The organism is Kitasatospora sp. NPDC059747, from assembly GCF_042732955.1.
Lineage (GTDB): Bacteria > Actinomycetota > Actinomycetes > Streptomycetales > Streptomycetaceae > Kitasatospora.
In genome coordinates this window covers 7,972-24,049 of sequence record NZ_JBHWGV010000072.1, presented here as the reverse complement: position 1 = coordinate 24,049, position 16,078 = coordinate 7,972, and the positions used below count along the sequence as shown (strand labels likewise).

The window sequence follows — 16,078 nt, the reverse complement described above, 5'->3', positions numbered from 1 at the left end:
CACAACCACCCCGCCCACCGCGCGCGGGGCCTCCCCCCCGGGGGGGCCGGCTTGGGGCTCCCCAACTTTCAGGGGGGGGGGCCGGCCCGGGGGCCCCCCCCCACCTCCGTTTCCGCCCCCGCCCGCATGCTGCGCCGAACGGTGTCCGGCTGTGGGCCGAAAGCGCGGATCTTGGTCCGAAAATACGATGACACGATCCACGGTTGTCCTTACTTGCGCTTTACCTCGGCTATCTCTGATCGCGCACGCGTGCATTCGCGTGACTGTCGTGTTGCCCGCACATCTGCGCCCGTAGGTGCGCGGTCGCGAGAGGAGACGCCGGATGGCTCCGGTGAGGTCGTTGCTCGGCGGTCGGTTCTCGACGGCGATGCGGGGCGTGCTCGCGCTGCTGTGCCTGGTGCCCCAGGGCGGGCTCGCGCTCGCCGCCGCCCCGCCCGCGTACGCGCCGCAGGGGCTGCCCGGGGAGCAGCGGGCCCTGGTGGCGTGCACGCCGTCCAGCGGCTTCACCAACTGCACACGGTTCACGTACAGCGGCGGCGACCAGACCTTTACCGTGCCGGCCGGCGTGAGCAGTGTGTACGCCCGCGTCTTCGGCGCCGGAGGCGCGGGCTCCCCGCGCGCCTACTACACCGGCCAGTACGGCGGCGGTGGCGGCGGCTACACCACCGGCACCCTGGCGGTGACGCCCGGTCAGGCCCTCACCCTCACCGTGGGGCAGGGCGGGCTGATGAACAGCACCAGCTCTACGTACGGCGGCGGCGGCGCGGGCGGCCAGGGCAAGACCCAGGCGAGCGGCGGCAGCGGCGGCGGTCTGAGTGCCGTGTGGAACGGCGCCTACGGCACCAACCCGCTGCTCATCGCCGGCGGTGGCGGCGGCTCCTCGCCCGGCGCCGACGCCCTGACCCCGGCGGCCGGTGGTGGCGGCGGCACCAACGGCGGCCAGGACAACCAGCCGACCGCCTCCGGCCGGGGCGGCACCCAGACCGCGGGCGGCGCGGGCGCCACCCAGACCGCCTGCGCGGCCACCGGCGCCGGAAGCCAGTACCAGGGCGGCCGCGGCGCCAGCGCAGCACTGTACGAGGGCGGCGGCGGTGGTGGCGGCGGCTACTACGGAGGCGGCGGCGGTGCCTGCCAGCGCGGCGGTTCCCTCGACCCCAACGGCATGGGCGGCGGCGGCTCCGGCTACAACAAGGGCACCGGAGTCGGCAACACGCAGACCTCCAACGGCACCAACAGCACCGGCAACGGCGTGGGCGGCACCTCGGGCGGCCGCACCGACGCCCAGTACGTGAGCGGCAGCGGCATCGGTGACGGCGGCGGCTACGCGGACGGCGGCAACGGCGAGATCGTCATCGAGTGGGTGACCCAGGTCGGCCTGTCCGTCCAGAAGACGGCTTCGCCGACCACGTACGTCCCGGGGCAGGCGCTGACCTACACCGTCGTGGTGAGCAACGCGGGCCCGGCGCCCGCCGTCAACGCGGCGGTCCGGGACGCCCTGCCGTCCGCGCTCTCCGCCTTCACGTGGACCTGCTCGGCCGCTTCCGGCAACAGCTGCGGAGACGCGAGCGGTACCGGCAGCATCGACACGACGGCGACGATCGCGGTCGGCGGCAGGGTCACGTACACCGTCACCGGCACCGTCCCGTCCTCCACCACCGGAACGCTCTCGAACACCGCGACGGTGACCAGGCCGAGCGCCACGACCGACGCCAACTGCGGCCCGACCTGCTCCAGCACCGCCGACACCCCCGGACGGGCCACCACCGGGCTGTCGGTGACCAAGACGCCGGACAAGAACCCGTACGTGCCCGGGCAGCCGCTGACCTACACCGTCGTGGTGAAGAACGACGGTCCGTCGGACGCCGGCGGCACCTCGGTCAAGGACAAGCTGCCCAACGCCATCCAGGCCTTCACCTGGACGTGCAAGGCCTCCGGCGGCAGCAACTGTGGCAGCACCCCCTCCGGCACGGGCGACATCGACACGACGGTCGACATCCCGGCGGGCGGCCAGGTGACCTACACGCTGACCGGTACGGTGCCGTCGGACGCGAACGGCTCGCTGGACAACCGGGCCACCGTCACCCCGCCGAGCGGCGCCACCGACCCGAACTGCTCGCCGAAGTGCACCAGTACCGCCAACCCCATCCCGCCGGGCGGCCAGGCGAACCTGGTGGTCTCCAAGACCCTCCTGACCAGCCCGGTGATCCCCGGGCAGCAGATCACGTGGCAGGTGAAGGTCACCAACAACGGCCCGTCCCGGGCCCGCAACGTCGTCGTCACGGACCAGGTCCCGACCGGGGTGTCCGGCGCCGCCATGGTCAACGACCAGGACAGCGGCTCCTGCACGATCACCAACGGCACCGCGACCTGTCCCGCCGTCGAGATCCCGGTGAACAGCACCGCCAGCTGGACCCTGAGCGGCACGCTGTCCTCCGACGCGACCACCACACCGACCAACTCGGCGACCGTCACCGGCGGTCCCGACCCGTCCGCCTCCACGCGCACCGCCGTCGCCTCGCCGACCGCCACGCCTAGCCCGCAGGCCAACCTCACCATCTCGAAGACGCTGCTGACCAGCCCGGTCGTGCCGGGCGCACAGATCCAGTGGCGGGTGACGGTCACGAACAACGGGCCTTCACGGGCGCGGAACGTCGTCGTGACGGATCAGGTGCCCTCGGGCGTCATTGGCGCCTCGATGGCGGCGTCCGACGGGACCACCTGTCCGATCGGCAACGGCGTCGCCACGTGCCCGGCGGTGGAGATCCCGGCCGGGTCGTCCGCCACCTGGACACTGAGCGGCACGCTGGACCCGAACGCGACCACGACCCCCACGAACACGGCCGTCGTCACCGGCGGTCCCGATCCGTCCGCCACGGCCCGCACGGCCGTCGCCTCGCCGTCCTCCTCCCCGACGCCCCAGGCGAACCTGACCGTCTCCAAGGCGCTGCTCACCAGCCCGGTCGTGCCCGGTGCGCCGATCCAGTGGCGGGTGACGGTGACCAACAACGGCCCGTCGCGGGCGCGCAACGTCGTCGTCACGGACACCGTTCCGGCGGGTGTCACCGGCGCATTGATGAAGGCCGACGCGGACGGCAGCAGTTGCCCGATCAGCGGTGGTGTGGCGACCTGTCCGGCGGTGGAGATCCCGGCCGGTTCGTCGCTGAGCTGGACCCTGAACGGGACGCTCGACCCCAACGCGACCACGACGCCGACCAACTCGGTGGCCGTGACGGGCGGTCCCGACCCGTCCGCCTCCACGCGCACGGCGGTGGCCTCGCCGACCGCCACGCCCGCGCCGGAGGCCGCCCTCCAGGTCAGCAAGACGCTGGTGACGAACCCGGTGGTGCCCGGGCAGCAGATCCAGTGGCAGATCAACGTCTTCAACGCGGGCCCGTCCCGGGCCCGGAACGTCGTGGTCACCGACACGATCCCGGCCGGGGTCGACAACCCGACGATGACGGCTCCGGGTGGCACGCAATGCCCGATTGCGAGCGGCGTCGCGACCTGCCCGGCGGTGGAGATCCCGGCCGGCCAGGCGCGGACGTGGACGCTGAGCGGCACGCTCGACCCCGACGCGACGACCACGCCGACCAACTCGGTGACGGTGACGGGTGGTCCGGATCCGTCGGCGTCCTCGCACACGGCGGTGGCCTCGCCGTCGTCGTCGCCGTCTCCGCAGGCGAATCTGTCGGTGTCGAAGGTGTTGTTGACGAATCCGGTGGTGCCGGGGCAGCAGATCCAGTGGCGGGTCAGCGTGGCGAACAGCGGGCCTTCGCGGGCGCGGAACGTCGTGGTGACCGACCAGGTGCCGGCGGGTGTGAGCGGCGCTTCGATGACGGCGTCGGACGGGACTGCCTGCCCGATCAGCGCTGGTGTGGCGACGTGTCCGGCCGTGGAGATCCCGGCGGGATCCTCCGCGAGTTGGACGCTGAGCGGCACGCTCGACCCCGACGCGACGACCACGCCGACCAACTCGGTGACGGTGACGGGTGGTCCGGATCCGTCGGCGTCCTCGCACACGGCGGTGGCTTCGCCGTCGTCGTCGCCGACTCCGCAGGCGAATCTGTCGGTGTCGAAGGTGCTGTTGACGAATCCGGTGGTGCCGGGGCAGCAGATCCAGTGGCGGGTCAGCGTGACGAACAGCGGGCCTTCGCGGGCGCGGAACGTCGTGGTGACCGACCAGGTGCCTTCCGGTGTGAACGACGCCTCGATGCGGGCCGACGCCGATGGGAGCAACTGTCCGATCGCCAACGGGGTTGCCACCTGCCCGGCGGTGGAGATCCCGGCCGGGCAGACCCTGACCTGGACGCTGACCGGGACGCTCGCCTCCGACGCGACGGCCACGCCGACCAACTTGGTGACGGTGACGGGTGGTCCGGATCCGTCGGCGTCCACGCACACGGCCGTCGCCTCACCCTCCAACTCGCCCTCTCCGCAGGCGAATCTGGCCGTCTCGAAGGTGCTGGTCACCAACCCGGTGGTGCCGGGGCAGCAGATCCAGTGGCGGGTCAGCGTGACGAACAGCGGGCCTTCGCGGGCGCGGAACGTCGTGGTGACGGACCAGGTGCCGTCCGGTGTGAGCGGCGCTTCGATGACGGCGTCGGACGGGACTGCCTGCCCGATCAGCGCTGGTGTGGCGACGTGTCCGGCCGTCGAGATCCCGGCCGGGCAGACAATGACGTGGACGCTCGCCGGCACGCTTGACCCCAACGCGACGGCCACCCCGACCAACGGCGTGACCGTCACCGGTGGGCCCGACCCGACCGCCTCCAGCCACACGGCGGTCGCGTCGCCGACCGCCACGCCCACGCCGCAGGCGGGGCTGAGCATTTCGAAGGTGTTGCTGACGAATCCGGTGGTGCCGGGCCAGCAGATTCAGTGGCGCGTGTCGGTGACGAACAGCGGTCCGTCGCGGGCGCGGAACGTGGTGGTGACGGATCAGGTGCCGGCGAGCGTCAACGGCGCCTCGATGGCAGCGGACGCCGATGGGACCGCCTGTCCGATCAGCGGTGGCACGGCGACGTGCCCGGCGGTGGAGATTCCGGCCGGGCAAACGCCGACCTGGACGTTGACCGGCACGCTGGACGCCAACGCGACAACGACGCCGACCAACACGGCCGTGGTCACCGGCGGGCCCGACCCCTCGGCCACGGCCCGCACGGCGGTCGCCTCGCCGTCCTCCTCCCCGACGCCACAGGCCAACCTCGTCGTCTCCAAGACATTGCTCACCGACCCGGTGATCCCCGGCCGGGAGATCCAGTGGCGGGTGACCGTCACCAACAACGGCCCCTCGCGGGCCCGCAACGTCGTCGTCACGGACACCGTGCCGGCCGGCGTGAACGACCCGAGCATGACGGCCTTCGACGGCACGTCCTGCCCGATCGCCGGCGGTACGGCGACCTGCCCGGCCGTGGAGATCCCGGCGGGCTCGTCCGCAGCCTGGACACTGGCCGGTACGCTCGCCTCCGACGCGACGATCACGCCGACGAACTCGGTGACGGTGACGGGTGGTCCGGACCCGTCGGCGTCCTCGCACACGGCGGTGGCTTCTCCGACGTCCTCGCCGACTCCGCAGGCGAGCCTGACCGTGGCCAAGGTGCTGGTCACCGACCCGGTGGTGCCGGGGCAGCAGATCCAGTGGCGGGTCGGCGTGACGAACAGCGGTCCTTCGCGGGCTCGGAACGTCGTGGTGACGGATCAGGTGCCGGCGGGTGTGAGCGGCGCTTCGATGGTGGCTTCGGATGGGACCGTCTGTCCGATCAGCGGTGGTGTGGCGACGTGTCCGGCGGTGGAGATCCCGGCCGGTCAGACGTCGACGTGGACGCTGTCCGGCACGCTGGACGCCAACGCGACAACGACGCCGACCAACACCGCCGTCGTCACCGGTGGCCCGGACCCCTCAGCCACAGCACACACCGCCGTGGCTTCGCCGACCGCGTCCCCGTCTCCGCAGGCGAATCTGACCGTGTCGAAGGTGTTGCTGACGAATCCGGTGGTGCCTGGCCAGCAGGTCCAGTGGCGGGTGAGCGTGACGAACAGCGGTCCTTCGCGGGCGCGGAACGTCGTGGTGACGGATCAGGTGCCGGCGGGTGTGAACAACCCGAGCATGACGGCGTCCGATGGGACCGCCTGTCCGATCGCCAATGGCCTGGCGTCCTGTCCGGCGGTGGAGATTCCGGTCGGGCAGACGGTGGCGTGGACGCTGAGTGGCATGCTGGACGCCAACGCGACGGCCACGCCGACGAACTCGGTGACGGTCACCGGTGGTCCTGATCCGTCGGCGTCCTCGCACACGGCGGTGGCTTCGCCGTCGAACTCGCCGTCGCTGCAGGCGAACCTGACCGTGGCCAAGGTGTTGGTGACCAACCCGGTCGTGCCTGGCCGGCAGATCCAGTGGCGGGTCAGCGTGACGAACAACGGCCCCTCGCGGGCGCGGAACGTCGTGGTGACCGACCAGGTGCCGTCCGGTGTGAACGACGCCTCGATGCACGCCGACGCTGACGGCGCCAACTGCCCGATCGCCGGCGGTACGGCGACGTGCCCGGCTGTGGAGATCCCGGCAGGGCAGACGGTGACCTGGACGCTGACGGGCACGCTCGCCTCGGACTCGACGGCCACACCCGCGAACTCGGCGACGGTGACGGGTGGTCCGGATCCGACGGCGTCCACGCACACGGCGGTGGCTTCGCCGTCCGGCTCGCCATCCCAGCAGGCCAGTCTGACCGTCTCGAAGGTGCTGCTGACGGATCCGGTGGTGCCCGGGCAGCAGATTCAGTGGCGGGTCAGCGTGACGAACAACGGTCCTTCGCGGGCTCGGAACGTGGTCGTGAGCGACCGGGTGCCGTCGGGCGTGGACAACGCTTCCATGACGGCGTCGGATGGGTCCACCTGTCCGATCAGCGGTGGCACGGCGACGTGTCCGGCTGTGGAGATCCCCGTCGGGCAGACGTCGACGTGGACGCTGTCCGGCACGCTGGACGCCAACGCGACCACGACGCCGTCGAACACGGCCGTGGTGACGGGTGGGCCCGACCCGTCGACCACCGCGCACACCGCCGTCGCGTCGCCGACGTCGTCCCCGATGGCGCGGGCGAGCCTCACGGTGTCGAAGGTGCTGGTCACCGACCCGGTGGTGCCCGGCCAGCAGGTGCAGTGGCGGGTGAGCGTCACGAACAACGGTCCCTCGCGGGCGCGGAACGTCGTGGTGACGGATCAGGTGCCGGCGGGTGTGAACAGCGCTTCGATGGCGGCTTCGGATGGGACCGACTGTCCGATCGCCAATGGCCTGGCGACGTGTCCGGCGGTCGAGATCCCGGTCGGGCAGACGCTGACGTGGACGCTGTCCGGCACGCTCGACCCGAATGCGACCGTCACGCCGACGAACACGGTGATGGTCACAGGTGGCCCGGATCCGACGGCTTCCACACACACGGCGGTTGCGTCGCCGACGTCCTCGCCGTCTCCGCAGGCGAACCTGACCGTGTCGAAGGCATTGGTGACGAACCCGGTGGTGCCCGGGCAGGAGATCCAGTGGCGGGTGAGCGTCACGAACAACGGTCCCTCGCGGGCGCGGAACGTCGTGGTGACCGACCAGGTGCCGTCCGGTGTGAACGACGCCTCGATGCGCGCCGACGCTGACGGGACGTCCTGCCCGATCGCGAGCGGGACGGCGACCTGTCCGGCGGTGGAGATTCCGTCGGGTAGGACACTCACCTGGACGTTGACCGGGACGCTCGCCTCCGACACGGCTTCCACGCCAGCGAACACGGTGACGGTGACGGGTGGTCCGGATCCGACGGCGTCCACGCACACGGCGGTTGCGTCGCCGTCCAACTCGCCGTCTCCGCAGGCGAATCTGTCCGTGTCGAAGGTGCTGCTGACCAACCCGGTGGTGCCGGGGCAGCAAATCCAGTGGCGGGTGACGGTGACGAACAACGGTCCGTCGCGGGCGCGGAACGTGGTCGTGACCGACACCGTGCCGAGCGGGGTGTCCGGTGCGAGCATGAAGGCGGACGCCGACAATGCCCCGTGCCCGATCAGTGGCGGTACGGCGACGTGTCCGGCGGTGGAGATTCCGGCCGGCCAGACGCTGACGTGGACGTTGACCGGGACGCTCGCCTCCGACGCGGCGGTGACGCCCTCGAACTCGGTGACGGTGACGGGTGGTCCGGATCCGACGGCGTCCACGCACACGGCTGTCGCTTCGCCGTCCAACTCGCCGTCTCCGCAGGCGAATCTGTCGGTGTCGAAGGTGCTCCTGACGAACCCGGTGGTGCCCGGGCAACAGATCCAGTGGCGCGTGACGGTGACCAACAACGGGCCCTCGCGGGCGCGGAACGTGGTCGTCACCGACAAGGTCCCGGCGGGTGTCGGCAACGCCTCGATGACGGCGGCTGATGGCACCGCCTGCCCGATCAGCGGCGGCACGGCGACCTGTCCTGCGGTGGAGATCGCGGCCGGTGACTCGACGAGCTGGACCTTGTCCGGCACGTTGGACTCCAACGCGACCATCACGCCGACGAACGGGGTGACGGTGACGGGTGGTCCTGATCCGTCGGCGTCCTCGCACACGGCGGTGGCTTCGCCGTCGAACTCGCCGTCGCCGCAGGCGAACCTGACCGTGTCGAAGGTGCTGCTGACGAACCCGGTGGTGCCTGGCCAGCAGATTCAGTGGCGGGTCTCGGTCACGAACAACGGTCCGTCGCGGGCCCGGAACGTGGTCGTGAGCGATCAGGTGCCGTCCGGTGTGAACGACGCTTCGATGCGGGCGGATGCGGATGGGACGAACTGCCCGATCGCGAGTGGTGTGGCGACGTGTCCGGCGGTGGAGATCCCGGTCGGGCAGGCGGTGACGTGGACGCTGACGGGCACGCTCGCCTCCGATGCCACGGCCACGCCGGCCAACTCGGTGACGGTGACGGGTGGTCCTGACCCGACAGCCTCCACACATACGGCGGTGGCGTCTCCGTCCAACTCGCCATCGACGCAAGCGAATCTGTCGGTGTCGAAGGTGCTGGTGACGGATCCCGTGGTTCCCGGGCAGCAGATCCAGTGGCGGGTGAGCGTCACCAACAACGGGCCCTCTCGTGCCCGGAACGTCGTCGTTACCGACACCGTTCCGAACGGAGTGTCCGGTGCGGGCATGACGGCGTCGGACGGGACCGTCTGTCCGATCAGCGGCGGTGTGGCGTCCTGTCCGGTGGTGGAGATCCCGGTCGGGCAGACGGTGACGTGGACGCTGAGTGGCACGCTGGACGCCAACGCGACGGCCACGCCGACCAACTCGGTGACGGTCACCGGTGGCCCGGACCCGACGGCTTCCACGCATACGGCGGTGGCGTCTCCGTCCAACTCGCCTTCGCCGCAGGCGAACCTGACGGTCTCCAAAGTGCTCGTGACGGATCCGGTGGTGCCGGGGCAGCAGATCCGGTGGCGGGTGACGGTGACGAACAACGGTCCGTCGCGGGCGCGGAACGTGGTCGTGACCGACAAGGTCCCGGGCGGTGTGCTGAACGCGTCGATGACAGCCCAGGATGGGACCGTCTGTCCGATCAGCGGTGGCACGGCGACCTGCCCGGTGGTCGAGATCGCGGCGGGTGGCTCGATGAACTGGACCTTGACCGGGACGTTGGATCCCAATGCGACCACCACGCCGGCCAACTCGGTGACGGTGACGGGTGGTCCGGATCCGACAACTTCCACGCACACTGCGGTGGCTTCGCCGTCGAACTCGCCTTCTCCGCAGGCGAATCTGGTCGTGGCCAAGGTGCTGGTGACGGATCCGGTGGTGCCGGGGCAGCAGATCCAGTGGCGGGTGACGGTGACCAACAACGGTCCGTCGCGGGCGCGGAACGTCGTCGTCACCGACCAGGTGCCGGCCGGTGTCCGGGACGCGAGCATGACGGCGGCGGACGGCACCGCGTGCCCGATCGCGAACGTGACGGCGACCTGCCCGGCCGTCGAGATCCCGGCGGGGTCCTCGGCGAGCTGGACGCTGACCGGCACGCTGGACCCGGACGCGACCACGACGCCGTCGAACTCGGTGACGGTGACCGGCGGGCCCGATCCGTCGGCGTCCTCGCGGACGGCAGTGGCCTCGCCGACCTCGTCCCCGACTCCGCAGGCGCGGCTCTCCGTGTCGAAGGTGCTGCTGACGGATCCGGTGGTGCCGGGGCAGCAGATCCGGTGGCGGGTGACGGTGACGAACAACGGCCCTTCGCGGGCGCGGAACGTCGTGGTGATGGACCAGGTGCCCGCAGGTGTGAACGGCGCCTCGATGAAGGCGGATGCGGACGGGTCCGCCTGTCCGATCAGCGGCGGTACGGCGACGTGTCCGGCGGTGGAGATCCCGGCCGGGCAGACGCTGACCTGGACGCTCACGGGCACGCTGGCGCAGGATGCCACGGCCACGCCGACGAACACGGTGACGGTGATGGGCGGTCCGGACCCGACGGCTTCCACGCACACGGCGGTGGCTTCGCCGTCCAACTCTCCGTCGGTGCGGGCGAGTCTGAGTGTGTCGAAGGTGCTGGTCACGGATCCGGTGGTGCCCGGGCAGCAGATCCAGTGGCGGGTGTCCGTCACGAACAACGGGCCGTCGCGTGCGCGGAACGTCGTGGTCGCCGACCGCGTCCCGGACGGTGTCAGCGGTCCGAGCATGACCTCCGCCGACGGGACGGTCTGCCCGATCGCGAACGGGACGGCCACCTGCCCGGCGATCGAGCTCGCCGTCGGTGAGACGCGGACCTACACGCTGAGCGGCACGCTCGTGCAGGACGCGACCGTGACGCCGACGAACACGGCGGTGGTGACCGGCGGGCCGGATCCGGCCACGCCGACGCACACGGCGGTGGCGTCGCCGTCCGACTCGCCGTCACCGCAGGCCAGTCTGACGGTGGCCAAGGCGCTGCTGACCGATCCCGTGGTGCCGGGCGAGAAGATCCAGTGGCGGGTGACGGTGACCAACAACGGCCCGTCCCGGGCGCGCGACGTCGTCATCACGGACCGGATCCCGGACGGGGTGAACAACGCCGTCCTCCAGTCGGACGCCGACGCGAGCACGTGCCCGGTCGCGGGCGGAACGGCGACCTGCGCGGCGATCGGGCTGGAGGTCGGCCAGACGGCCTCGTACACCCTGACCGGGACGCTGGCGCCGGACGCGACGGTCACGCCGACGAACACGGTGGTGGTGACCGGTGGTCCTGATCCGACCGCGTCCGCGCACACGGCGGTGGCTTCGCCGTCCGACTCGCCCACGCCGCAGGCGAACCTGGGCATCGCCAAGGTGCTGCTGACCAACCCGGTGGTGCCCGGGCAGCAGATCCAGTGGCGGGTGACGGTGACCAACCGGGGTCCGTCGCGGGCCCGGAACGTGGTCGTCTCCGACACGATCCCGGCGATGGTGAACGGTGCGGGCATGATCGCGGACGCCGACGGCTCGGCCTGCCCGGTCACCGGCGGGACGGCGACCTGCCCGGCCGTCGAGATCCCGGCCGGCGGGACCGTCTCCTACACCCTCACCGGCACGCTCGACCCGGTGGCGACCAGCACCCCGGTCAACGTCGCGACCGTCACCGGCGGACCCGACCCGACGGCCACGGCGCACACCGCGACGGCGCAGGCCGGCGACACGGTCGAGCCGCGGGCGAGCCTGTCCGTGTCGAAGGTGCTGGTGACGAACCCGGTGGTGCCGGGGCAGCCGATCGCCTGGCGGATCAGCGTCACCAACAACGGCCCGAGCCAGGCCCGGAACGTGGTGGTCAGCGACCGGTTCCCGGACGGAGTCGTCGGCGCCTCGCTCTCGCCGGACGCGACGAAGACGGCCTGCCCGGTCGCCGGTGGCGTGGCGACCTGTCCGGGGGTCGAGATCCCGGTCGGCCGGACCGTCACCTACACGCTCTCGGGAACCCTGGCCCAGGACACCACCACCGTGCCCGGCAACACGGCCGTCGTGACCGGAGGCCCGGACCCGAGCACGTCGGCCCACACGGCGGTCGCCAGCCCGACCGGGACGCCGTCGCCGCAGGCACGGCTCTCGGTGACCAAGGTGCTGGTGACGAACCCGGTGGTGCCGGGGCAGACGGTCCAGTGGCGGGTGTCGGTGACGAACAACGGGCCGTCCCGCGCGCGGAACGTCGTGGTCGCGGACCGGGTCCCGGACGGGGTGTCCGGCGCGATGATGGTCTCGGACGAGGACGGCACCAGGTGCCCGATCGGCAACGGCGTCGCCACCTGCCCGGCGATCGAGCTGGAGGTCGGGCAGACGGCGTCGTACACGCTGAGCGGGACGCTGGACCCGAATGCGACGGTCACACCGACGAACTCGGTGACGGTGACGGGTGGTCCTGATCCGACGGCGTCCTCGCACACGGCGGTGGCTTCGCCGTCGAACTCGCCTTCTCCGCAGGCGAATCTGGTGGTTGCCAAGGTGTTGGTGACGAACCCGGTGGTGCCTGGGCAGGAGATCCAGTGGCGGGTCTCGGTCACGAACAACGGGCCTTCGCGGGCTCGGAACGTGGTCGTGACCGACCGGGTGCCGGTGGGTGTGAACAACGCTTCGATGGTGGCTTCGGACGGGAGTAGCTGTCCGATCAGCGGTGGTGTGGCGATGTGTCCGGCGGTGGAGATCCCGGCGGGTTCTTCGGCGAGCTGGACGCTGACGGGCACGCTGGATGCCAACGCGACCACGACGCCGACGAACTCGGTGACGGTGACGGGTGGCCCGGATCCGTCGGCGTCTTCGCACACGGCGGTGGCTTCGCCGTCGAACTCGCCTTCTCCGCAGGCGAGCCTCACGGTGTCGAAGGTCCTGGTCACCGATCCGGTGGTGCCTGGGCAGCAGATCCAGTGGCGGGTCAGCGTGACGAACAACGGTCCTTCGCGGGCTCGGAACGTCGTTGTGACCGACCGGGTGCCGGTGGGTGTGAACAACGCTTCGATGGTGGCTTCGGACGGGACTGTCTGTCCGATCAGCGGTGGTGTGGCGACGTGTCCGGCGGTGGAGATCCCGGCGGGTTCTTCGGCGAGCTGGACGCTGACGGGCACGCTGGATGCCAACGCGACGGTGACGCCGACGAATACGGCCGTGGTGACCGGTGGTCCGGACCCGTCGGCCACAGCCCACACGGCCGTCGCGTCGCCGACCTCGTCCCCGTCTCCGCAGGCGAGCCTCACGGTGTCGAAGGTCCTGGTCACCGATCCGGTGGTGCCTGGGCAGGAGATCCAGTGGCGGGTGAGCGTGACAAACGACGGGCCTTCGCGGGCTCGGAACGTGGTCGTGACCGACCGGGTGCCGTCGGGGGTGAGCAGCGCCTCGATGGTGGCTTCGGACGGGACCGTCTGTCCGGTCAGCGGTGGTGTGGCGACGTGTCCGGCGGTGGAGATCCCGGCCGGGCAGACGATGACGTGGACGTTGTCCGGCATGCTGGACCCGAATGCGACCGTCACGCCGACCAACTCGGTGACGGTGACGGGTGGTCCGGATCCGACGGCGTCCTCGCACACGGCGGTGGCGTCTCCGTCCGGCTCGCCTTCTCCGCAGGCGAATCTGGTGGTTGCCAAGGTGTTGGTCACCGATCCGGTGGTGCCTGGGCAGCAGATCCAGTGGCGGATCAGCGTGACGAACAACGGGCCCTCGCGTGCTCGGAACGTGGTGGTGAGTGATCGGGTGCCGGTGGGTGTGAACGACGCTTCGATGGTGGCTTCGGACGGGACCGTCTGTCCGATCAGCGGTGGTGTGGCGACGTGTCCGGCGGTGGAGATCCCGGCGGGTTCTTCGGCGAGCTGGACGCTGACGGGCACGCTGGACGCGAACGCCACGGCCACACCGACCAACTCGGTGACCGTCACGGGCGGGCCCGACCCGAGCACCTCGGTGCACACCGCCACTGCCTCCCCGAGCGGCAGTCCCGAGCCGCAGGCGAGCCTGGTGGTGTCGAAGGTGCTGGCGACGGACGCCGTGGTGCCCGGCCGGCAGATCCAGTGGCGGGTGACGGTGACCAACAACGGTCCCTCGCGGGCCCGGAACGTGGTCGTGGCCGACAAGGTCCCGGACGGCGTGCTGAATGCGTCGATGAGCGCCCAGGACGGCAGCGACTGCCCGATCGCCGGTGGCGTGGCGACCTGTCCGGCGGTGGAGATCCCGGTCGGTGTGACGCTGACCTGGACCCTGACGGGGACGCTCGACCCCGCCGCCACCGTCACGCCGACCAACACCGTGATCGTCACGGGCGGTCCGGACCCGAGCACGACCGCGCACACGGCGGTGGCGAGCCCCACCGTCGGGCCGGTGCCGGACGCGCGGCTGTCGGTCTCGAAGGTGCTGCTCACCGATCCGGTGGTGCCCGGGCAGCAGGTCCGGTGGCAGGTGTCCGTCACCAACCGCGGACCGTCCGCTGCCCGTGACGTGGTCGTGAGCGACCGGGTGCCCACCGGGGTGTCGAACGCCTCGATGACGGCCGACGACGGCACCGCGTGTCCGATCGCCGACGGCACTGCGACCTGCCCGGGTGTGGGGATCGCGGTGGACGCGACCCGGACGTGGATTCTGAGCGGCACGCTGGACGCCGGTGCCACCGTCACGCCCGCCAACACGGCCACCGTGACGGGCGGGCCCGACCCGGGCACCCCGACCCACACGGCGGTGGCCTCGCCGACGTCCTCGCCCTCGGCGCAGGCGCGGCTGAGCGTGGCGAAGGTCCTCGTCACCAGCCCGGTCGTGGCCGGGGCGCCGATCGAGTGGCGGGTGACCGTCACGAACGACGGGCCCTCCGTGGCGCGTGGCGTCGTGGTGAGCGACCGGGTGCCGGCGGGTGTGACCGGCGCCGCGATGACCGGGCCCGGCGGTGTCACCTGCCCGATCTCGGATGGCGTGGCGACCTGTCCGGCGGTGGAGATCCCGGTCGGCGTCACCTTGACCTGGACGCTGACGGGCACGCTCGATCCGGCCGCGACCGGCACCCCGGGCAACACGGCCGTGGTGACCGGCGGTCCGGACCCGGCGACGCCGACGCACACGGCGGTGGCCCCGCCGTCCGGCTCGCCCTCGGCACAGGCGCGGCTGACCGTCGCCAAGGTCCTGCTGACCTCCCCGGTCGTGGCCGGGCAGCAGATCCAGTGGCGGGTGACGGTGACCAACGACGGGCCCTCGCTGGCCCGGAACGTGGTCGTGACCGACCAGGTGCCCGCCGGGGTGAACGGGGCCTCGATGACGGCCGACGCGGACGGGACGCCGTGCCCGGTCACGGACGGCCTGGCGACCTGCCCGGCCGTCGAGGTCCCGGTCGGCGCGACGGTCTCCTGGACGCTCACCGGCACGCTGGACCCGAACGCCACGGCCGTCCCGGTCAACACCGTGGTGGTGACCGGCGGTCCGGACCCGACGACGCCGACGCACACGGCGGTGGCGACCCCGACGGAGCCGATCACGGTGAAGCACGACCTGCTCCTCGCCAAGCACGCGAGCCCGTCCGACCCGAAGGCCGGTGACACCGTGACGTACACCGTCACCGCCACCAACCGGGCCGGCGGCACGTACTTCGGCGCCGTCGTCACCGACGACCTGTCCGGGGTCCTGGACGGCGCCGGGTACGACGCCAACGCCCATGCCAGCAGCGGGCGGACGGCCTACTCCGCGCCGCGGCTGACGTGGACGCTGGACATCCGGCCCGGAGCGACGGAGACGCTCACGTACACCGTGACCGTGAAGCCGGGCGCGGGCGGCACGACGCTCGTGAACCGCCTGAGCGCCGACGGCTCCAACTGCTCCGGCGCCAGCGGTGGGAACGGCGCCGGCGGCGCACGGCGGGCGGTGAGCGGGAACTGCTCGACCACCACCACGGTCCAGGTCATGCCCAGCCCCAGCCCGACGACCAAGCCCCCGCTGCCGCCCACCGGTAGCCGGAGCCCGAAGCCGGCCCTGCTGCTCACGGTGCTGCTCCTGGTGCTCGGTGGCGGCTTGATCGCGGTCCGCCGCTCGCGGCGCTGACCCGCGGACACCGCCGGGCGGCCCCGGGCGCCCGGCGCCCCCGGCGGTGGTGTTTCCCGGGGGGGGGGCGGGCCGGGGGGGTGTTTGTGGCCC

The 16,078-nt window shown here is 71.8% G+C and carries 1 protein-coding gene; it reads left to right on the top strand.

Going from position 1 to position 16,078, the window contains the following annotated elements:
* The first annotated feature begins 322 nt into the window (after positions 1–322).
* Entirely contained in the window at positions 323–15,985 is a 15,663-nt protein-coding gene (locus tag ACFV4G_RS27770; protein ID WP_380444834.1) for a hypothetical protein, read from the top strand.
* The last annotated feature ends 93 nt before the right edge of the window (positions 15,986–16,078 follow it).